Here is a 20,404-nt window from a genome sequence, read left to right as displayed (position 1 = left end):
TCTATTATATATTAATTAAAATTACAGTTCTCGATAACGAGTGTTGCAGCTCCCAAAAGCCCGGAATCAGCATTCAATTCTGATACTCTAATTTCCGTCTGTTCTGCGAGTCTTGGAATACAAAACTCATGAATGGCCTGTTGAATTGGCGCCATCATCATTTTTCCTGCTAATGCGCCTCTTCCGCCCAATACAATTAATTCTGGATTGATAATGTGAATTAAGGTGGCGAGTCCTTTTCCGATAAGGAAAGCGGCATCTGCCAGAATAGACACAGCTAAAGGATCCCCTGCTTTAGCTGCTTCCAAAAAATGATCTCCATGTAATTTACTATCGTCCAAGAAAAGTTGTTCCAAACTGGAACTCACTCCTTCGGCAATTTGAGTTTTTGCTCTTTCCACCAATACCAATAAAGAGGTATCTACTTCCAGGCATCCACGTTTCCCACAAGAGCACAATTTATTGCTCTGTGACAATGGAATGTGACTGAATTCTCCAGCATAACCGCTATGTCCTCTAAACAAGCTCCCATTGATGATCATCCCCAAACCAATTCCCCAACCGATGTTGACTACCATAACATCTTTCAAGTTCTTACCTGCACCGAATTTCAATTCGGATAATGCGATCATACTTGAATCATTGTCGATGAATACAGGCAAGCCCAATTCTTTAATTAAATGTTTGTTTAAACTTCTCTCTCCTTCAACTTTAAAGAAGCTGTGATTTATGCCTTCTGCTGCATTTACAAAACCTGGCATACCAATACCCACCCCAAGTATCTGTTCAATAGGAATTCCGGAACGGGAGATGTAGTCTTTCAGAAACTTGATTAAAGTTTGAGTAATTGCCGGACCTTCTTTAAGGGGTAGCTTGAACAATTCAGGTTCCGTACGAGCATGATTCAATAAATCGTAAATGACCACCTGAGTAACCAATTGATCCATGGCAACGGCCACAATATATCTTTGCTTATCCTGATTTAAAAGGAAGGTTAATGCTCTTCTGCCTCCGGTTGACGGGGCCAGTCCATGTTCTAAAATATATCCGTCTTCTACCAGGTCATTCACCACATTGGTGATTAACGGTAGACTTTTATGCGTCAAGTGACTTAGTTCAGTAAGTGTTAACATCTTACTGTAATACAAATGCTTGATCACATCGGTCCTTAACTGATGATATTTTTTTACGCTGGCAGTCAAAGTTATTAGTTTAGTTAATCAAACTTAAAATATTTTATTCTAAAACCAGCATACTTATTAAATTATTTTTAAAGTAACATGTACTTATACACAAAAGATGGAAACGTATGTTCGCTTTAGCGCTTTAAAGAGCTATTTATGCCAAGAAAGAATAAAATAAAAAACGGCTGATGCAATGCATCAGCCGTCCATAAAAATAGCTTAGTAAAATTAGTTGATTCCTCTGAACAACCTATTCCATCTGATCTTACTAAAGAATGATCCGTTAGTATCATAGCTCATCCAGATGAACAATGCTTTTCCTACGATATGATCTTCCGGTACAAAGCCCCAGTAACGGGAATCCGCAGATCTATGGCGGTTATCACCCATCATCCAGTAGTAATCCATTTTGAAAGTATAGCTATCCGCAGCAACGCCATTGATCAACCATCCTTTACCAGATTTCTCTACTTTATTTCCTTCATAAATACGAATGCTTCTTTCATAAAGCGGCATCGTTACACTATCCAATTTAACCGTCCAGCCCCTTTTAGGAATAATGATTGGACCGAAATTATCGACGTTCCAATCTCTGTTCTGATCAAAAGGAAAAATGTCCGGATCTCTTTTACCTGCAGGCTCTGTAATCTCTTTCACCGACTGTACAAAATCCAGTTTGCGCACCTTATCCAACATTTCAGCAGTACCTGTAAACTGGTAATTATTTTGACCGATCGCAGAAATTTCCTCAGAAACATTAAATCCGATATCTTCAAACACCTTAAAGTTCACATCTGAAGTTTTAAAAACTACCTCATAAGAAATCTGTCCAGTGTTTTTTAGTGGATCAGCCTTGCCATTCAGGTAAACCAAACCGCTTTTCATGCTGATGGTATCACCGGCAATTCCAATACATCTTTTGATATAATTCTCTCTTTTATCTACAGGTCTGCTCACAATGGTAAACTGGCTATTCACCTGTTTCCATCCTAAAGAACGCACCAGTTGGTAGTAATCCTGATCCTGATATTCTACAGCGACCGTATCTCCTTGCGGATAATTAAATACCACTACGTCATTTCTTTTAATGTCAGAAAGACCAGGTAACCTACGGAATTTCCATTGTACGCCATCCCAATACGCTTTAGTCCCAGTAATTGGCATCGTATGGTGGGCGAAAGGAAAGGCAACTGGTGTCATCGGAATCCTTGCACCATAATTCACTTTACTCACGAATAAGAAATCGCCAACTAAAAGCGACCTTTCCATCGAGGCGGTAGGAATAGTATAGGCTTCAATGAAAAACACCCTGATGATGGTGGCTGCTATTACCGCAAATAAAATGGCATCGAACCATTCACGGCTTTTAGTCTTTTTCTTACCTGGCTTGGCATCTTTATTCTTTTGCCAGAATTTCCAATTCATACTTTTCTATTTAAAATTAAATATATCGGCTATGTTATAAAAGCCTTGTTTATTTTGCAACCACTCCGCTGCAACTATAGCACCCAAAGCAAAACCAGCACGGTTATGTGCGGTATGTTTAATCTCAATGTCGTCCACTTCAGAACTATACACTACGGTATGTGTTCCAGGAACATGTTCAATACGGTGTGATTCAATCAGCACCTGGTCTTTTTTAATCACATCCTCAAAAGGAGTACCTACCAATTCATTTACCCATTCTTTCTTACTGTCTAAGGCATCAATAATCCCTTCGGCAATTGTCATGGCGGTTCCGCTTGGCGAATCCAGCTTCTGAGTATGGTGAATCTCTTCTACCTGTACATCATAAGCAGGGAAGTTATTCATTACTTTCGCTAAAACCTGATTGATATGGAAAAATATATTTACCCCAATACTGAAGTTTGACCCATAAAGCAGCGTATTGTTACTGGCTAAACATTCATCTTTTACTTCCTGCAATTGTCCGTACCATCCTGTTGAACCTACTACAATAGGTACATTGGCTTCAAAACAACGGTAAATATTTCCTATTGTGGCATCTGGAATACTAAAATCTATGGCTACATCTGCTTTAGACAGGTTAGCTACGTTAAGGTCATCCAGATTGGATGAGTTGATTTTCAAAACCACTTCGTGGCCTCTTTCCAGGGCAAAACGTTCAATAATCTGACCCATTTTACCATAACCCAATAGTGCTATTTTCATTTTTTCTTGGTTCAATTAATAATTTTATGCTGTTATCCTCCGGGTCAATTAAAAACGGACGGCTAATTTAATTCCTGGTACGGGTAGGTTTAATCCATTGATGCTATTGCTACCGTACATGCTGCTGTTGTTTATCATTGTGGGAGCCAACTTCACAGATACATCACCTACATCAAAATATTTTAGTCGGGCATCCACATAAGCATCAACGATATTTAAAAGATACAAACCCACAAAAGAGAACAGAATCACATCTTTATTCCTTCTATAGGTATCTTTTGCAGTCACCAGATTTTGATCACTTACTGCCGCATACCTTTTATCTTTCTCTACATCAGGCTTTACAAGGCCCGCTGGTGGAATCCCACCATTTGCTTTCACGATATCATCATAGGCTTTGATCTTTGCCCTGGTCTGTAATTCTGTAAGAAAGATGTGGTAATTCTTATTGTTATCAATATAAGAAAGGGTCAGTAAAGTTGCGCCGGTATAAATACCCGCCACTTTTAACCCGCGATACAAGTTAAAACCGCTTCTGATCTGTCCCAGACCTGGTAACATGGCAGAACGCAGCATGGCCTGCCGACCGGCAATTTTGCCAGGATTTATATATTTAGGCTTTAAAGTATCTGTTTTACTTTTAACCGGAGCTGCCACTGCAGCGGTACTGTCTTTTTTTAGCGGTGTCACGTCCTGAGCTTTCACTACAACCGCAGCAAAAAACAAGAATCCTGACAAAAGAAAAGCCTTTGACATTACCAATCCAATAATTCTAAAATTCTGCTCAGGTCGTCTTCCGACATAAAAGGAATTTCAATTGCACCTTTACCATTCTCTCCCACTTTCAATTTCACTTTCGTTGAGAATTTTGTAGCGAGGTCTTTCTGCAATTTTTGGTATTCAAAAGACACCCCATTAGATTGTTTAGGACGCTTCGCATTCAGGTCTAAACTATTGATACCCCTCACCAACTCTTCCACTTTCCTTACAGAAAGTCCTTTATCCAGGATTTCGTGGTGAATGTAAAGTTGTTTTTCGACATCTTCTACATTGATCAATGCGCGGGCATGACCCATAGATATTTTCTGATCCCTGATCGAGATTTGAATCGATGGAGGCAATTTCAGCAGCCTTAAGTAATTGGTCACCGTAGTCCGGTTTTTACCCACACGTTCGCCCAGCTGGTCTTGTTTTAAGTTACATTCTTCCAGCATTCTTTGGAAAGACAGTGCCACTTCAATTGCATTCAGGTTTTCACGTTGAATGTTCTCAATTAAGGCCATTTCCAGCATTTGCTGATCATTGGCATTGCGCACATAAGCAGGGATTTCCGTCAGGCCAGCCAGCTTGGAAGCCCTTAACCTGCGTTCACCTGAAATCAGCTGGAAACGATTTCCTGCCTGCTTTCTAACGGTGATTGGCTGAATCAGACCCTGCACCTTAATCGACTCAGAAAGTTCAATTAAAGCAACCTGATCAAACTCCGTACGCGGTTGGTAAGGATTGGTATCAATATCAGAGATCTTGATGTGCCCAATAGCGCTGTTGTTGCTATTTTCCTGCCTGTTTTCGCTTACAGGATTGACTCCGTTTTTCGGTGGATTCACCGAATCGCTGTCATCTAAAAGCGCACTTAATCCTTTACCTAAACCTGTTTTTCGCTGAAAAGATGTCATTAAAATAGTTTTATATAATTGCTTTATTTACATCCTGCACTTCCGTCACCAATCCGTTTTTACGGACGATTTCGCGTGCCAGGTTCAAATAGTTGATCGCCCCTTTACAGTTGGCATCATGCATGATCACAGATATACCGTAACTCGGCGCCTCACTCAGGCGTGTATTTCTTTGAATAATGGTTTCAAAAACTAAGTCCTGGAAATGCGTTCTCACTTCTTCTACCACCTGGTTTGACAAGCGTAAACGCACGTCATACATTGTCAGTAAAATCCCCTCAATTTCCAATTCCGGATTCAGGCGGTTTTGAACAATCTTAATGGTGTTCAGTAGCTTACCCAATCCTTCCAATGCAAAATACTCACATTGAACCGGAATAATTACCGAATCCGCAGCAGTTAGCGCATTGATGGTAATTAAACCTAATGATGGAGAACAATCCACGATGATAAAATCGTACTGATCCTTTACCTTCTCCAGCACTGCTTTCATTTTATATTCCCTATTATTGAGATTGATCATCTCAATTTCCGCTCCGACCAGGTCGATATGCGCCGGCAGCAGGTCTAAATTAGGGGTTTCTGTTTTTTGAATGGCATCCATCGGTTCGATATCATTGATGATACACTCGTAGATGCTATTTTTAATACTTCTCGGATCAAAGCCGATACCTGAGGTGGAGTTAGCCTGCGGATCTGCGTCAACCAGTAAAGTTCTGTATTCCAGTACGGCTAAACTTGCGGCTAAGTTTATAGATGAAGTCGTTTTACCTACACCACCTTTTTGATTTGCCAATGCAATAATTTTACTCATTTATCTTTCTAATAATTACCAATTATTTACTGAAGGCTTGTTGTTACCCGATTTAAATCTATAAAAAATGCTATTTTTGTATTGATTTAGGCACATTTTAACGATTAGCTAAGATACAAACAATTTGACACTTACCGCATAGCGCCAATATAGTGTTTTACACATCTTATTAACAATTTTTCACATGATCACCATCATCTCTGGAACCAATAGACCTGGAAGTAATACGCTGAAAGTATCAAAATATTATCAAAAAGTCCTGGCAGAAAAAGGATTAGTAGCCGAGCTCCTCAGCCTGGAACAATTACCAGACAATCTGATCGCTTCCGACCTGTACGGAAAGCGAAGTCCGGAGTTTGAAGCCATCCAGGAAATGATGACCAAAACCAGTAAATTTTTGTTCGTCATCCCGGAATACAATGGGAGTTTCCCAGGTGTGCTAAAAACTTTCATTGATGCCTGTCAGTTTCCAGACAGTTTCTATGATAAAAAAGCCGCTTTAGTAGGCCTTTCTTCTGGGAAATATGGAAATATCCGGGGCATCGATCATTTCGGTGGGGTTTGCAGTTACCTTCACTTAAATGTACTGCCATTAAGGATCCACATTTCCATTATTAAAACCGAGCTGAATGAGCTGGATGAGATTTTCAAGGAAGACACCTTAAAATTCACCAACCAGCAAATGGATAAGTTTATCACGTTTTAATCCGGTTATACACCGAAACTGCTCCAGCTCTTGCCTTCATTGCCGAAAACAAAATAACCTGGATATAACATTTCTGCAATGTCTTCCAGTAAGGCAACCCACTCTTCGGGAGTAGCAGCCGCCGCAGCCTGATCGTCTAATAAATATACCCTGTTGTATTCTACAGCAGGCCATTCTTTTTGAAGCAAAGAAGGAACCACACCCATCATCCCCAGCATACTTGCGCCTTGTTCCACATAGATGATCACTCTTGCCTGAGTCATATCCGCCTGTAAAATACCTCCAGCATCATTAATTACGCCTTCCAGATCACAGTTTAAATGATTTTCGGTATCCAGACAGGCAACAGATACCTTCTCCATAAATTTTATTTTATGCTGGACAAGATCCACACGCTCCTGAAGCATTTCATTGAGCACTTCATCTTCCACCTTATTTATAACCGCATTTAAAAAAGACATATTGTTTTATTTATTACTTTGTGCAAAATTAGTATTCCTACACCGATGCGTCGTATTATCAGCCATATTTTTTACGGATTATTACTGTTTGTCCTCACAGCATGCGGCAGAAAGGCCGAAGAGCAGGAAAAAAAAGTGTTCCATATCAATCTGGACCAAAACCTGACTTCCCTGGATCCTGCCTTTGCCCGCAACCAGAATGCACTATGGATGGTGAACCAGGTTTTCAATGGCCTGGTTCAAATCGACAGTGTATTGAACACCATACCCTGCATTGCGAAAAGCTGGGATATCGCTGATGATGGCTTGAGCTATATTTTTCATTTGAGAGATGATGTCTATTTCCATGACGATCCTACGTTTGCTGGAGGAAAAGGTAGAAAAGTAGTCGCAGATGATTTTGCCTATAGCTTTTACAGATTGATAGATCCCAAAGTGGCCTCCTCCGGAAGCTGGATTTTTAGTGACAAAGTCAAAGACCAGCACAGTTTTATCGCGCTCAACGACTCTACTTTTCAAATTAAACTGACCAAGCCCTTCCCTCCTTTTCTGAGTCTGCTGACCGCCCAATATGCCTCAGTAGTGCCCAAAGAGGTGGTAGAACATTATGGAAAAGACTTTCGGAACCATCCGATCGGAACCGGACCCTTTAAATTTAAATACTGGAAAGAAGATGAGATACTGGTGCTCCTAAAAAATGAAAAGTATTGGGAAAAAGACAATGGCCATCAGCTGCCTTATCTAGATGCGGTAAAAGTTACTTTTATCAGCGATAAGCAAAGCGCCTTCATGAATTTCATTAAAAAAGACCTTGATTTTTTTGATAAAGTTGATGGAAGCTATCGTGACGATATCCTCAGTAAAAGCGGAAATATGACCCGCAAATACAAAGGAAAGTTTCAAATGATCAAAAGTCCGTACCTCTGCACTGAGTACCTCGGATTTTTGGTAGATACTGCTAAAAGCATTTCAAAAAACTCTCCGGTAAAGTATTTAAAAGTACGGCAGGCGATCAATTATGCGATCGACAAGCCCAAGCTGATCAAATACCTTAGAAATAGTATTGGTATTCCAGCTACCGCAGGTTTTATGCCCCAGGGCATGCCTGGTTTCGACAGCACCGTGGTAAAAGGATACCATTACGAACCTGAAAAAGCTGCCCGGTTATTGGCAGAAGCTGGTTTCCCGAATGGAAAAGGAATGCCAACAATTACCCTGAGCACTTCTACCACTTATAAAGACCTGATGGAATTTATACAAGGTGAATTGGCTGCAATTGGTATTAAAGTAAAAGTAGATGCCAATCCGAATGCCAGTTTAAGGGATATGATGTCCAAAAATGCGGTCAACTTTTTCCGGGGATCCTGGATTGCAGATTATGGCGATGCCGAGAATTACCTTGCGGTATTTTATTCAAAAAACAAAGTACCTAATGGTCCAAACTATACTGGATATTTCAATAAAGACTACGACAAATTATTTGAAAGCAGTTATTATGAAAGTGATCCACAGAAAAGATATAAACTTTATCAAAAGATGGACAGTATGGTAATGACCTACGCGAACATAGTACCGATCCTCTATGATCAGTCTTTGGTGATGCTGCAGAATAACATTAGCGGATATCCTTCGAATCCTTTAAATCTGATGATTTTAAAACGGGTGAAAAAGCAATAAAAAAAGACCTTTCCGTTTTTCAGGGAAAGGTCTTCTTATGTTATGATCAAAATGTTTTGCCTTAATTTTGAACGCCTCCCATTCCACCTTGTTCTTCTTTCTTCACATCATCATTCTTCACTCCTTTTTTAGGCTGCGTGAATTTCAGTTTACCAAATTTATAGCTGAAATTGATCCCAAAAGAACGCAATGGATAATGGATATTGGTAGATTGCTCGTAGTTTGCTCCTTTATTCACCGTATTGATGACTAAATCACGACTGAAAGGGTTCAAGACATTCAGTCCAATGCTGGCTTGTTTCTTCATGATCTCTTTTTTCAGTGCCGCACCATAGAAATACATTGCATCTGTTTTACCCTGGAAAGTTCTTTTTGGCGAATTGATGACTCCCCAAATTTCCGTATTCCAGCCGCCTGGCAAGGTATAAGCAGAACGTCCAAAGACCGTATAATTTACAAATGTTCCGGTATTTATGTTACTGGATGAGTTGTTTACTTCATAGGTATTCAGCCCCAGGTTTGTCATTAAAGTCCATTTTGGCTTAGGATTATAACTTGCAAAAACATTCATTCCATAAGACTGACTTCTACCAATATTCAGGTAAGTAGTCAAAAACCTTTGGCCTGTCGCCGCTGTTCCATCGATAGGCAAAATGGCACTTTCAATCACATTCTCAGTTGTGCGGTAAAAAACAGAAGCATTGATCACCGATCCTTTAATAAAGGTAGAGTAGCCAAATTCCATATTATGGGTCAATTCAGGATCTAATTCCGGATTACCACGTAAGGTATTGTATGGGTCACTTTTATTTTCAAATGGATTCAAATAAAATAAACTTGGACGTTGAATCCTTTTGTTATAACTCAATTTGATGGTACTTCCACCTTTTAAAGCTTGTGACAAAATCAAACTCGGAAACAGGTTGGTATAGTCATTACCGAATTTGTCTTTATGACCAGAAACTGCATTGATATTGGTATACTCACCTCTTACCCCTGCTTTAGCAGTGATTTTCTTAGTCAGCTTGAAACCCAGCACTGCATAAGCTGAAGCTACATTCTGATCATAGTCGAAATCTTGAAGCGACTCCCCGTAGGTACTCAGGATATTTCTAAAAATCCCTTTCACACCCGTTTCAAGAATTGTCGTTTTACTGAATGGATACACGTAATCCGATTGCAGGGTATACTCATTGTTTTTTCCAGTATTCGCTCCTGCATCCACTATATCTGCAGGGATAACAGCCAGACCACCACCTGGAGGGGTAACCGCTTGCTCGTAAATAATTCTGTTGGTATAGTCGCTGGTATTTCTTCCGGTAGTCAGCTGTGCAGAAACACTAAACTCTTCTCCTTCTTTTTTACTCGTTTTGCGATAATCGATATTCCAATCCAAATTATTGAATCCCATATCCATATCTCTAATGTTTGTAGAAGGAACGCCATTCCTTAAAATTGCGGAACTTCCCGGCCCACCATTAGAGAATCTGTTGATCTTAACGGTACTGCTGATGTTATGGTAGTTATTAAAATCGTAATCTATGCCGGCACTTCCGTTATAGCCTATACGTGACCATTTTGAGAAGCCATCCTGAGATACGGTACTCAAACTCCCGTCAGGCAATGTAAAACTGTTCAGGGAACGTACCTGTGAGTTTTGAGCATAGGCATGGTTTACACCAAGACTTGTATTGAGCGATAAACGCCCAGTTTTTGCATTCAGGTTGAAAGCGCCATTGTTGGAACGAGTACCTACTGAAGCATTCACACTTCCACTGGTCCCTTCCGCAGATTTCTTTTTCGTGATGATATTGACGATACCGCCGGAACCCTCCGCATCATATTTTGCCGATGGACTAGTGATCACTTCTACACTTTTAATCTGCTCCGCAGGAATCATTTTTAAAGCATCAGCTACACTGTTTGCCATCGTTCCTGATGGTTTTCCATTGATCAACACGCGTACCGCACTTCCCCTCATTTGAAGGTTTCCGTTAACATCTACCGATAACATCGGAACTTTACGCATCACATCAGTTGCATCTCCACCTGCATTGGTGATGTCTTGCTCAGCATTGTAAACAATTTTATCCACTTTGTTTTCAATTAACGACTGCTGACCGGTGATGGCTACTTCTTTCAGGTTGCTTGCTGTTGGACTCAGGTAAATCGTTCCCACATTTAAATCCGGTTTTTCCGGAGTGGTTTTTACGGCCACAATTTTTGTTTTATAGCCCATGAATCCGATAGACAGTTTATAATCTTCCGGACTGATATTAGATAAGCTTAATTTCCCTCGCTCATCGGTTACCGCTCCATTAACGGATTTATTATCCTTGTTTTTAATTAAAGAAATGGTGGCATAGTCGATCGGTTTTTTGGTTAGAGAGTCCAGGATTAAGGCAGTTATCCTTCCCGTAACCATTTTTTTAGCAGTTCCCCCGCCCATTGGAAACTGAGCTTTTGCCCCAATTGTAAGGACTAGACCAAAAAATAAGAGTATCAGTTTTTTCATTTTAAATGTTAATTTTGAAGCTTGCAGATGAATCAGTTAGCCACTCGCATTCCGGTTTATTATTTAGTCTAACGAAGGTATCTATTGTTACAGTTCTGAACTATAGATTTTAGATTTTTGGCAATTATTTTACGGTCAATTGCATTTTTTGACCGGTGAAAAGAAATTCAAAAAAAAATCCACAGAAAAATCCGAAGGAAAAAAGTAAAGGAAACCTAAAATTCGACGATTAGGCTTTTATCCTTTCAGGGTTTTTAGAGGGTGCTATCAGGGGGCTGGTAGGGCCTTGTAGGGCCCAATGCCTCAGCAAGCCCGACCATCGGCGTAGCTAAAACTTCCCATAAACCCTGGTAAACACGAACACTATTAAAAAAAAAGCACTGAACATGATGCCCAGTGCCTTTTCATTCAAAATATGTTAGTCCGATTAGATCACAAGATTCACAATACGGCCTTTCACGATAATCACCTTTTTAGGTGTTTTACCTTCCAGGTATTTTTGCACCTGCTCATCCGCCAATACAATCTCTTCAATCTCTTTAGCTTCTAAAGTCAGGCTTAGATTAAGGTTCAACCTGGTTTTTCCATTGACGGATACCGGATAAGAGAACTCATCTTCTACCATATATGCAGGATTGAATTCCGGATATTTTGCATAAGATAAACTTCCTGCATCATGGCCCAGATTTGCCCAAAGTTCTTCACAGATATGAGGTGCGTAAGGAGAAAGTACCACTACCAGGTCTTCTAATACCTGACGATTTTTACATTTCAGTTCAGTCAGTTCATTCACCGCAATCATAAAACTGGAAACAGAAGTATTGAAAGAGAAACGTTCCACATCATCCTGCACTTTTTTAATGATTTTATGCAATGCTTTCAATTCTGCTTTTGCAGGAACTGAATCACTCACATTGAATACCCATGAATCATTATGAAATAATCTCCAGAATTTACGAAGGAATTTAAATACGCCTTCAATGCCATTGGTGTTCCATGGCTTGCTCTGCTCCAATGGTCCTAAAAACATTTCGTACATTCTCAAAGTATCAGCACCATAACTGGCGATCAATACATCAGGATTTACGACATTGAATTTAGATTTAGACATTTTCTCTACTTCTACACCACAAATGTATTTTCCATTTTCCAGGATAAACTCTGCATCCGCAAATTCTGGTCTGAATAATTTAAAAGCAGGAATATTTAAGACTTCATTTTCTACGATGTTCACATCAACGTGCAGCGGCGTAGTTTTATAATCTTTTCTTAGCCCGTAAGAAACCAAAGTGTTCGTTCCTTTTCCTTCTTCATCTACCACACGGTATACGAAGTTAGACCTTCCCTGAATCATACCCTGGTTGATCAGTTTTTTGAAAGGCTCTTCCGCTTTTACATGTCCAAGATCTTTCAGGAACTTATTCCAAAAACGACTGTACAATAAGTGGCCGGTAGCATGTTCTGCACCACCAATATATAAATCTACATCTTTCCAATATTCAATCGCTTCTTCTGAAGCAAAAGCGGATTGATTATTGGCGTCCATGTAGCGGTACCAGTACCAGCTGGAACCTGCCCAACCTGGCATGGTGCTCAATTCATATTCGTACTGATCATCGTAGCTCCAGTTTTCAGCTCTTCCCAATGGTGGTTCGCCGCTTTCTGTAGGTAAATATTTATCAATTTCAGGCAGCAATAAAGGCAATTCTTCTTCCTTGATCAGGTATGGCAATCCGTTTTTAAAGTATACTGGAATTGGCTCTCCCCAATAGCGCTGGCGACCAAAGATCGCATCACGCATGCGGTAATTAATTTTAGCTTTTCCTACGCCTTCTGCTTCTAACCAATTATTCAAGGTTTCTGTAGCCTCCGCGTAAGTCATTCCGTTGATGAAACCAGAGTTGATGTATTGACCTTCTTTGGTTGAATCTGCCTGTGTTTCGATGTCTTTCTGACCATCTAAGATCTGCACAATTGGCAAATTGAAGTGGGTTGCAAATAACCAGTCGCGCTGATCACCGCTAGGCACACCCATTACAGCACCCGTTCCATACCCTGCCAGGACGTAATCTGCGATCCACAATTGTACGCGTTCGCCGCTTACGGGATTGATCACATACGAACCTGTAAATGCACCGGAAACGGTTTTTACATCAGACATACGGTCTAACTCAGACTTCTTCTTGGTTTGACGAATATAGTTATTGACCCCATCCAATTGTTCTGGCTTGGTCAAAGCAATCACCAATTCATGCTCTGGCGCCAGCACCAGGTAAGATACACCAAAAATAGTGTCTACACGGGTGGTGAATACTTCAATATAATCCTGACTTAATCCGGTTAGCGATTCGGCCCCTTCGATTTTAAAGCGAACGCTTGCACCCACACTTTTCCCAATCCAGTTGCGCTGCATTTCCTTTACCGGTTCTGGCCAGTCGATGGTATTTAAGCCTTGCAGCAATCGCTCTGCATACGCAGAAATACGCATACTCCACTGCATCATTTTCTTTTGCTCTACCGGATGGCCCCCACGTTCTGAGTAACCACCGATCACCTCATCATTTGCCAATACTGTTCCCAATGCCGGGCACCAGTTTACAGTACTTTCCCTAAGATAAGTTAAGCGGTATTTTAGCAGTTCTTCCTGTTTTTGTTCCGGGGTCATTGTGGCCCAGTCACTCGGCTGGAAAGACTTCGTATCTTCATCGCACACTGCTTTTACATCAGCGCTGCCTGAAGCATTAAATTTTTCTATTAAGCTGGTGATGTCTTCTGCACGATCAGTTTCCTTGTTGTACCAAGAATTGAACAACTGCATAAAGATCCACTGTGTCCATTTATAATATTCAGGATCACTGGTCCGCACTTCTTTACTCCAATCAAAAGAGAAACCGATCTGATCTAATTGTCTTCTATAGGTATTGATATTGGTTTCCGTAGTTAATGCAGGATGCTGACCGGTTTGAATCGCGTATTGTTCTGCTGGCAAACCGAAAGAATCATATCCCATGGGATGCAATACATTGTATCCTTTTAACCTTTTATACCTGGTAAATATATCGGAGGCAATATAACCGAGTGGGTGACCCACATGTAAACCTGCTCCCGAAGGGTAAGGAAACATATCCAGTACGTAAAACTTAGGTTTCGCAGACTGATCTTCTGCTTTAAACGTTTGATTTTTAGCCCAAAACTCTTGCCACTTTTGTTCTATTTCTTTAAATTGATAATCCATTACAGCTTTGCCTTATATCCTTATATATAGCGCGAAAATAAGGAAATAAAGGTTGGATTAGAAACCCTTTCTAAAATAGGTCCTTTAGCGGCTCCGTTTTGAAGGATTTATGAGCCGGATTGCTGTTCTTAAATCCCCAGTCTGCCAAAAAGTAAGTGTTTAGGGCTTTTATTTTCAGGCGCATTGTAGATACTATGGTGTCCAGAGGCTAGAAAAGCAATTACACAGGCAATGGCGACGTACCATCCGCAGGAAATACCAAACAATTCAAAAGCCATGATACAGCAGGCAATCGGTGTTTTTGCCGCTCCAGCGAATACGGCTACGAACCCCATTCCGGCAAGCAGGCCGACTGGTAAAGGCAGAAAAATAGAAAGCGCACTGCCAAGTGTGGCACCGATAAAAAACAATGGGGTCACCTCTCCGCCTTTAAATCCGGCGGCAAGTGTGATGGCGGTAAGGAATATTTTCCAGGCGAAATCGGTTGTCTGCGAGGCTTGTTGAAAAGCATCCACAATAACAGGAATTCCTAATCCTATGTATTTATGAGTGTCGAGCAGCAGCACAATTCCAAGCACGATAAAACCTCCAACAACCGGACGAATGGCCGGGAATTTTATTCTTTTGAAAATTGAGGAGAACAAATCAGTAATCCTGACAAAGGAAACTGCAGCAATGCTGAAAGCAAGGCCAGCCACCATACTATAAAAAATACCCATCATAGAAATCTTAGGCACAAGGCTGATCTGGTAATGGGTATGTCCTACCCCCCATAGGCCGGTGACATCAGCTCCAATAAATGCGGCTGCAATGGCAGGGAATATAGATTTCTGAGGAATTTTCCCCATCAGTAATACTTCAATTCCAAACACAGCACCTGCCCATGGCGTACCAAAAACGGAAGCAAAACCAGCACTTAAGCCTGCAATCAGCAGGATTTTCCGGTCGGAAGGGCTCAGTTGAAAAGGTTGATGTAATTGGTCGGCGGTTGCAGCAGCCATTTGTAAAGCCGTCCCTTCCCTTCCTGCAGAACCACCAAATAAGTGGGTGATGATCGTGCCAAACAACACTAACGGTGTCATTTTAAATGGGATTACATCTTTAGGATTGTGGATCGTATCAAAAATCAGGTTATTTCCTCTTTCTACACCTTTTCCTCTATGGAAATATATGAAGCCAATAAAAAAACCGGCTACTGGCAGCAGATAGATCATCTGAGGATGACTGTTCCTGAAATCAGTGGCTAAATTTAAAAGGCTAAGAAACAAGGCAGAAAGTGTTCCCGCAGCAGTTCCCACCAAAATACTGAGTATGGTCCATTTTAACAGGTAACAAAAAATGGTATTCTGGTTAAGAAATCTGGGTATGGATCCTAAAAAATTTCTGTTGATTTCCGTCATATACCAGCCCTGAGGTTTCAAATTGGAAGGCTTCAGGCAAATATAAAAAAAAAGCCGCCCATATTGTTTTTGAAAACAAAAGGGCAGCGTTTAGCGAATAGGGATGCTATTGTCTTTAATTTTATCTGCTTAAGTAGTATTTTCTGACTTCTTTAGGACTGGAACCTTCAACAGTAGAAGTGAATTCAAACTTATTGTCGGTAATGGTATTCACTACACTTTTGAGAATTTTCCCGGACAAGGATAGGTTCAGGTCGTCATTTGCCAGGGTTGCATAGGTTCCAAGTGTCCGCTGAGCCCCAATGCTCACTTCCACCTGGTCATTATCGTCATTTCGGAATTCGAAGAAATCGGCTGGAATGCCGGTATAGGTCGTCATTGCTGTTCCTTCAATAGTGGTTTCTACTTTGGAGACCTGCCATTTGCCTTCTATTTTCTTTTTTAACGACCTTTCTGCTCCGGTTTCCTTTTTACATCCGGTAGCGATCCCTGCCATGAAAAATAGCAGCATTGCAGCAAAAGTAAGTTGTTTCTTCATAAGTGTTTGTGTTGTTTTCAATTGATTTTACTAAATAGAGTTGGATTGATTTTTATTGGTTTTCAGGATTAATCCGAAGCGCAGCATAGTGCTGATTATGGTATTCCATCTTGTGACCAACACGAAAATAACGCTGAAAAATCGCTTTTGGTACAAAAATGTTACACAAGAATTACGTAGACTAATGTTTGTTCCTTAAAATTGAATGGATATCCCTGGTGTTCTAAACTATTTTGAGCGATCAGACGTTGTAGTTTTAAAGATTAAAAAGGGATAAAGGCTATAATTTTAAATTAGTTGCTTATATTTTTTTATTTTCGCACAACATAAAAACACATACATGGAAGAATTTGAAGTTAGCGATGCTTCTAAGAAGACAAAAACCATTTATATTTCTACGATTTTCAGTATAGCTTTGGTGCTATTGATGCTGGGTATGCTGGGTTTGATTTTAGTACATGCAAAAAATCTTTCCAACTACGTTAAAGAGAATATCGTATTGAACATCATTGTGGATGAAGGGGCAAAAGAAGCGGATGTTTTAACTTTCCAAAAGGAGTTGAATGCCAATCCAGCGATCAAAAACACACAATATGTGAATAAAGAGATGGCGGCAAAAAATCTGACGACCGATCTGGGTGAGGATTTCGTAAACTTTTTAGGATATAATCCACTACTTTCTACTGTGGATGTTTATTTGAAAGCAGATTATGCCAATAATAAAAGTATTGACGCACTAAAAGCAAGTATTGCAAAAAATCCGGTGGTTAAAGAAGTGATTTATCAGAGCTCTTTAATTGATATGGTCAATAAAAATATCAATACCATTGGTTTGATTATCCTTGCTTTTGCAGCCATCTTATTGGTTATTTCTATTGCTTTAATTAACAATACCATTCGTCTGGCCATTTATTCGCAGCGCTTTTTAATAAAAAGTATGCAATTGGTAGGCGCTACCAGAAACTTTATCCGCAAGCCTTTCATTCTATTGGCGGCATTACATGGTTTAATCGCCGCATTTATAGCCATTTTAATTCTGTTAGGTATTTTGTATTATGCGCAAAGAGAGATTCCTGAAATCATTATTCTAAGAAACTATACAGAATTTGGTATTGTATTGCTGAGCTTAGTAGGCGTTGGTATCTTTATTACCGCCATCAGCACTGCGTTTGCAGTCAGCAAATATTTACGTTTAAAAATTTACGACCTTTATAACTAATGACAGAGAAAAAAACAGCTCCTGTAAATCAGGAAAGCAAATCTGAACTTGTTTTTACAAAAAAGAACTATCAATTGCTGTTGATCAGCATCGCAATTGTAGTATTGGGCTTTATCTTAATGATGGGTACCACTGATATTTACGACTTCAGAAAAACCACTTTAGCACCAATGACGGTGTTATTTGGATTTGCCTTTGGAGTTTATGCCATTCTAAAAAAATAATCTGCCTCTATGAACTATTTACAGGCCCTTATCCTCGCTATTATAGAGGGCTTAACGGAGTTTTTGCCAGTTTCTTCTACCGGCCACATGGTGATTGCCAGTGCAGTAATGGGAATTGGACATGATGAATTTGTGAAACTATTTGAAGTTGCGATACAGCTGGGTGCAATTTTAGCCGTTGTAGTGCTGTATTGGAAGAAGTTTTTTGACTTCAGCAAATGGCAGTTTTATGTGAAACTCCTGATCGCTGTCATCCCTGCCTTAGGTTTTGGCTATTTATTGAATGATTTTATTGATGATAAACTGGGAAGCCCGATCTTTATCGCGGTGATCTTGTTGTTAGGTGGTATCGTGCTGCTCTTTATCGATAAAATGTTTAAAAATCCGGAGATTGATCATGAAGCTGACATCACGAATATGTCTGCCTTTAAAATTGGTTGTTTCCAGGTATTGGCAGTCGTCTTTCCAGGATTAAGCAGAAGTGCAGCCACTATTATCGGTGGTATGCAGCAGAGATTAACCAGACATGCAGCTGCAGAATTCTCCTTCTTTTTAGCCGTTCCTACCATGTGCGCAGCCACAGGTTATAAGCTTTTAAAAGGTGCTCATTTGTTAAATGGGGAAAACATCAAGCTTTTGCTTTTTGGTAACGTAATTGCTTTTATTGTAGCGATCATTGCGATAAAATCATTCATTGGATTTTTATCAAAACACGGATTCCGCATTTTTGGTTATTACAGGATTATTATTGGAGTGGTTATTCTCGCGCTTTATTTCTCGGGCATTGACCTGGCAATTTAATCCGTGTTTGATAAACAGGTTTTTCATTTGAAAACACCTTGTGTCGAACAAAAGACCAAGACAAAGCAGGTTGACCAGCTTCTTCTCATTCGAAGATCTTGACCAACCGAACAAATTATTACAAAGAAAACGTATTAAAAAATAGCGTGTATTGCAATGACAGAGAGTGAAAATAACTTAAATACGAAGACCTTTCCAGACTTTAATTTTGCTGAAGGTGAGTTGTTACTGATCAACAAACCTTATCAGTGGACCAGCTTTGATGTAGTTGGAAAAATTAGAAACTCGCTAAAACCTTTAAAAGTGAAAGTGGGTCATGCAGGTACATTGGATCCTCTGGCTACAGGATTACTAATCCTTTGCACCGGAAAATTAACCAAGCAAATTGATACTTTTCAAGCTGAAGATAAAGAGTACACAGGGACCATGATCCTGGGTGCTTCTACTCCGTCTTTCGATATGGAGACAGTTGTAGATCAGGAATACCCGATAGAGAGCTTAACTGAAGCGGCAATTTGTGCCGCTACTGCACCTTTTACAGGTGATATTCAGCAATACCCACCGGCACATTCTGCCGTAAAAGTAAATGGTGAGCGCCTATACGTAAAAGCACGTCGCGGTGAAGAAACAGAACTTCGTTTGCGTTTTGTGACGGTTTCTGAATTTGAAATTACGCGGATTGCACTTCCGGAAGTTGACTTTAGGATTGTTTGCAGTAAGGGAACCTATATCAGGTCGCTGATCTCCGATTTTGGAAAACACTTAAACAATGGTGCTTATTTATCTGCCCTAACACGTACACGCAGCGGAAACTTCTCTTTAGAAAACGCATACGAAGTGGCAGATTTAGTAGCTCACTTACGTAGTAAAAAAGAATTACCGGCCGCTCCAGTAGCGCCACAAATCTAATATGTGATGCAAAGCCACTTTAAAAGTAAAAATGCAAGGTCCTTAAAAGATTTCTTACTGATTACTTGTGGCGTAGTGTCTGCTTGTTTTGGCTTGAAAAGTTTTTTGATCCCCAATGATTTCATTGATGGTGGGGTTACAGGTATTTCTCTTTTGATCAGTACGCTAACCGGTTGGAAACTCTCCTATCTGATTGTACTGATCAATGTTCCTTTTATTCTTCTAGGTTACAAGCAGATCGGAAAAGTATTTGCCTTAAAAACTGCACTGGCGATTACCGCACTGGCAATTTTCCTGGTAGTACTGCCTTTCCAACCGGTTACCCATGTTCCATTGCTGATCGCCTTTTTTGGTGGTTTCTTTCTTGGAGGAGGAATCGGGATGGCCATGCGAGGTGGCTGCGTGATTGATGGCACAGAGGTGCTAGCCTTGTACATCAGTAGAAACAGCATGCTCACCGTAGGAAATATCATCCTGATCTTAAACATCATCATATTTTCCTTTGCCGCGATATTCCTGGGTATGGAAACGGCCATGTATGCGATTTTAACATACCTATCAGCCACCAATACCATTGACTTTGTAGTAAATGGCCTGGAGCAATATACGGGCGTCACCATCATTTCTGATAAGAGTGATGAAATTAAAGAATACATTATTGAAACCATGAAACGCGGCGTTACCATTTACAAAGGCGAAGGCGGTTATGGCGAAAAAAAAGAAATAGACATTTTATATACAGTGCTGACGAAACTGGAAATGGGAAAACTGCAAACAGAAATCAGGAACATAGATCCGGATGCTTTTGTAGTCCAGCAGCAGATTGCAGACATTAAGGGTGGAGTAGTATTGAAACGCCAGTCTTTACATTAA

General features: G+C 40.2%; 18 protein-coding genes. 7 read left to right on the top strand and 11 right to left on the bottom strand.

The window, feature by feature from the left end; translation table 11 throughout:
* Window positions 1-11: 11 nt before the first annotated feature.
* From H9X96_RS18225 to H9X96_RS18200, 6 genes are all read right to left on the bottom strand, one after another.
* A complete protein-coding gene (locus H9X96_RS18225; RefSeq protein ID WP_255431168.1) occupies window positions 12-1,202 on the bottom strand; it encodes an ROK family protein in 1,191 nt (396 codons plus the stop codon).
* 210 nt (window positions 1,203-1,412) lie between these two features.
* On the bottom strand, window positions 1,413-2,609 hold the full coding sequence (gene lepB, locus H9X96_RS18220) for a signal peptidase I (protein WP_187667657.1): 1,197 nt from the start codon (window positions 2,607-2,609) through the stop codon (window positions 1,413-1,415).
* 6 nt (window positions 2,610-2,615) lie between these two features.
* Window positions 2,616-3,356, bottom strand: coding sequence for a 4-hydroxy-tetrahydrodipicolinate reductase (gene dapB / locus H9X96_RS18215; protein WP_187667656.1), 741 nt, complete (start codon window positions 3,354-3,356; stop codon window positions 2,616-2,618).
* A 48-nt stretch (window positions 3,357-3,404) separates the two neighbouring features.
* Entirely contained in the window at window positions 3,405-4,112 is a 708-nt protein-coding gene (locus H9X96_RS18210; protein ID WP_187667655.1) for a DUF5683 domain-containing protein, read from the bottom strand.
* A complete protein-coding gene (locus H9X96_RS18205; RefSeq protein ID WP_062546948.1) occupies window positions 4,112-5,032 on the bottom strand; it encodes a ParB/RepB/Spo0J family partition protein in 921 nt (306 codons plus the stop codon). Before H9X96_RS18205 ends, H9X96_RS18210 begins: the two co-directional genes overlap by 1 nt.
* A gap of 10 nt (window positions 5,033-5,042) precedes the next feature.
* The gene (locus H9X96_RS18200; protein ID WP_062546947.1) at window positions 5,043-5,846 is read right to left on the bottom strand and encodes a ParA family protein; all 804 of its coding nucleotides are present in this window, start codon (window positions 5,844-5,846) and stop codon (window positions 5,043-5,045) included.
* A gap of 184 nt (window positions 5,847-6,030) precedes the next feature.
* Here H9X96_RS18200 and H9X96_RS18195 point away from each other — a divergent pair, with 184 nt between their 5' ends.
* Window positions 6,031-6,552 (top strand): NADPH-dependent FMN reductase, encoded by a 522-nt coding sequence (locus H9X96_RS18195; protein WP_187667654.1) that lies wholly within the window; start codon window positions 6,031-6,033, stop codon window positions 6,550-6,552.
* Between the two features lie 5 nt (window positions 6,553-6,557).
* Here H9X96_RS18195 and H9X96_RS18190 read toward each other — a convergent pair whose 3' ends face one another.
* Window positions 6,558-7,013, bottom strand: coding sequence for a hypothetical protein (locus tag H9X96_RS18190; RefSeq protein WP_187667653.1), 456 nt, complete (start codon window positions 7,011-7,013; stop codon window positions 6,558-6,560).
* A 45-nt stretch (window positions 7,014-7,058) separates the two neighbouring features.
* On the opposite strand from H9X96_RS18190, the gene H9X96_RS18185 reads away from it, so the two are divergent.
* Entirely contained in the window at window positions 7,059-8,690 is a 1,632-nt protein-coding gene (locus tag H9X96_RS18185) for an ABC transporter substrate-binding protein (RefSeq protein ID WP_187667652.1), read from the top strand.
* A 61-nt stretch (window positions 8,691-8,751) separates the two neighbouring features.
* Here H9X96_RS18185 and H9X96_RS18180 read toward each other — a convergent pair whose 3' ends face one another.
* From H9X96_RS18180 to H9X96_RS18165, 4 genes are all read right to left on the bottom strand, one after another.
* Window positions 8,752-11,205, bottom strand: coding sequence for a TonB-dependent receptor domain-containing protein (locus H9X96_RS18180; protein WP_255431167.1), 2,454 nt, complete (start codon window positions 11,203-11,205; stop codon window positions 8,752-8,754).
* A 427-nt stretch (window positions 11,206-11,632) separates the two neighbouring features.
* Window positions 11,633-14,440 carry a leucine--tRNA ligase gene (leuS, locus tag H9X96_RS18175; protein WP_187667651.1) on the bottom strand — a complete coding sequence of 936 codons (2,808 nt, stop codon included), beginning with the start codon at window positions 14,438-14,440 and terminating at the stop codon, window positions 11,633-11,635.
* Between the two features lie 128 nt (window positions 14,441-14,568).
* Window positions 14,569-15,840 carry a chloride channel protein gene (locus H9X96_RS18170; protein ID WP_187667650.1) on the bottom strand — a complete coding sequence of 424 codons (1,272 nt, stop codon included), beginning with the start codon at window positions 15,838-15,840 and terminating at the stop codon, window positions 14,569-14,571.
* A 121-nt stretch (window positions 15,841-15,961) separates the two neighbouring features.
* Window positions 15,962-16,378, bottom strand: a complete 417-nt coding sequence (locus tag H9X96_RS18165; RefSeq protein ID WP_187667649.1) for a lipocalin family protein — start codon at window positions 16,376-16,378, stop codon at window positions 15,962-15,964.
* A gap of 340 nt (window positions 16,379-16,718) precedes the next feature.
* On the opposite strand from H9X96_RS18165, the gene H9X96_RS18160 reads away from it, so the two are divergent.
* From H9X96_RS18160 to H9X96_RS18140, 5 genes are all read left to right on the top strand, one after another.
* Window positions 16,719-17,597: an ABC transporter permease gene (locus tag H9X96_RS18160; protein WP_062546940.1), complete on the top strand. Its 879-nt coding sequence runs from the start codon at window positions 16,719-16,721 to the stop codon at window positions 17,595-17,597.
* Window positions 17,597-17,821, top strand: coding sequence for a DUF3098 domain-containing protein (locus H9X96_RS18155; protein WP_187667648.1), 225 nt, complete (start codon window positions 17,597-17,599; stop codon window positions 17,819-17,821). Before H9X96_RS18160 ends, H9X96_RS18155 begins: the two co-directional genes overlap by 1 nt.
* A gap of 9 nt (window positions 17,822-17,830) precedes the next feature.
* Window positions 17,831-18,622 carry an undecaprenyl-diphosphate phosphatase gene (locus tag H9X96_RS18150; RefSeq protein ID WP_187667647.1) on the top strand — a complete coding sequence of 264 codons (792 nt, stop codon included), beginning with the start codon at window positions 17,831-17,833 and terminating at the stop codon, window positions 18,620-18,622.
* A 156-nt stretch (window positions 18,623-18,778) separates the two neighbouring features.
* Window positions 18,779-19,531: a tRNA pseudouridine(55) synthase TruB gene (gene truB, locus H9X96_RS18145; RefSeq protein WP_187667646.1), complete on the top strand. Its 753-nt coding sequence runs from the start codon at window positions 18,779-18,781 to the stop codon at window positions 19,529-19,531.
* Between the two features lie 6 nt (window positions 19,532-19,537).
* Window positions 19,538-20,404 carry a YitT family protein gene (locus tag H9X96_RS18140; RefSeq protein ID WP_187667645.1) on the top strand — a complete coding sequence of 289 codons (867 nt, stop codon included), beginning with the start codon at window positions 19,538-19,540 and terminating at the stop codon, window positions 20,402-20,404.

This window comes from Pedobacter sp. N36a (assembly GCF_014472395.1).
GTDB lineage: Bacteria > Bacteroidota > Bacteroidia > Sphingobacteriales > Sphingobacteriaceae > Pedobacter.
Note: the sequence above shows the minus strand (reverse complement) of the source record. Positions and strands in the feature narration are given on the sequence as shown.

Bases quoted from the DNA above. Each gene is read 5' to 3' on its own strand.
- truB (WP_187667646.1), top strand. From the start codon at position 18,779: ATGACAGAGAGTGAAAATAACTTAAATACGAAGACCTTTCCAGACTTT.
- H9X96_RS18160 (WP_062546940.1), top strand. From the start codon at position 16,719: ATGGAAGAATTTGAAGTTAGCGATGCTTCTAAGAAGACAAAAACCATT.
- H9X96_RS18200 (WP_062546947.1), bottom strand. From the start codon at position 5,846: ATGAGTAAAATTATTGCATTGGCAAATCAAAAAGGTGGTGTAGGTAAA.
- H9X96_RS18205 (WP_062546948.1), bottom strand. From the start codon at position 5,032: ATGACATCTTTTCAGCGAAAAACAGGTTTAGGTAAAGGATTAAGTGCG.
- leuS (WP_187667651.1), bottom strand. From the start codon at position 14,440: ATGGATTATCAATTTAAAGAAATAGAACAAAAGTGGCAAGAGTTTTGG.
- H9X96_RS18165 (WP_187667649.1), bottom strand. From the start codon at position 16,378: ATGAAGAAACAACTTACTTTTGCTGCAATGCTGCTATTTTTCATGGCA.
- H9X96_RS18180 (WP_255431167.1), bottom strand. From the start codon at position 11,205: ATGAAAAAACTGATACTCTTATTTTTTGGTCTAGTCCTTACAATTGGG.
- H9X96_RS18170 (WP_187667650.1), bottom strand. From the start codon at position 15,840: ATGACGGAAATCAACAGAAATTTTTTAGGATCCATACCCAGATTTCTT.
- H9X96_RS18155 (WP_187667648.1), top strand. From the start codon at position 17,597: ATGACAGAGAAAAAAACAGCTCCTGTAAATCAGGAAAGCAAATCTGAA.
- dapB (WP_187667656.1), bottom strand. From the start codon at position 3,356: ATGAAAATAGCACTATTGGGTTATGGTAAAATGGGTCAGATTATTGAA.
- H9X96_RS18190 (WP_187667653.1), bottom strand. From the start codon at position 7,013: ATGTCTTTTTTAAATGCGGTTATAAATAAGGTGGAAGATGAAGTGCTC.
- H9X96_RS18210 (WP_187667655.1), bottom strand. From the start codon at position 4,112: ATGTCAAAGGCTTTTCTTTTGTCAGGATTCTTGTTTTTTGCTGCGGTT.
- lepB (WP_187667657.1), bottom strand. From the start codon at position 2,609: ATGAATTGGAAATTCTGGCAAAAGAATAAAGATGCCAAGCCAGGTAAG.
- H9X96_RS18185 (WP_187667652.1), top strand. From the start codon at position 7,059: ATGCGTCGTATTATCAGCCATATTTTTTACGGATTATTACTGTTTGTC.
- H9X96_RS18150 (WP_187667647.1), top strand. From the start codon at position 17,831: ATGAACTATTTACAGGCCCTTATCCTCGCTATTATAGAGGGCTTAACG.
- H9X96_RS18140 (WP_187667645.1), top strand. From the start codon at position 19,538: ATGCAAAGCCACTTTAAAAGTAAAAATGCAAGGTCCTTAAAAGATTTC.
- H9X96_RS18195 (WP_187667654.1), top strand. From the start codon at position 6,031: ATGATCACCATCATCTCTGGAACCAATAGACCTGGAAGTAATACGCTG.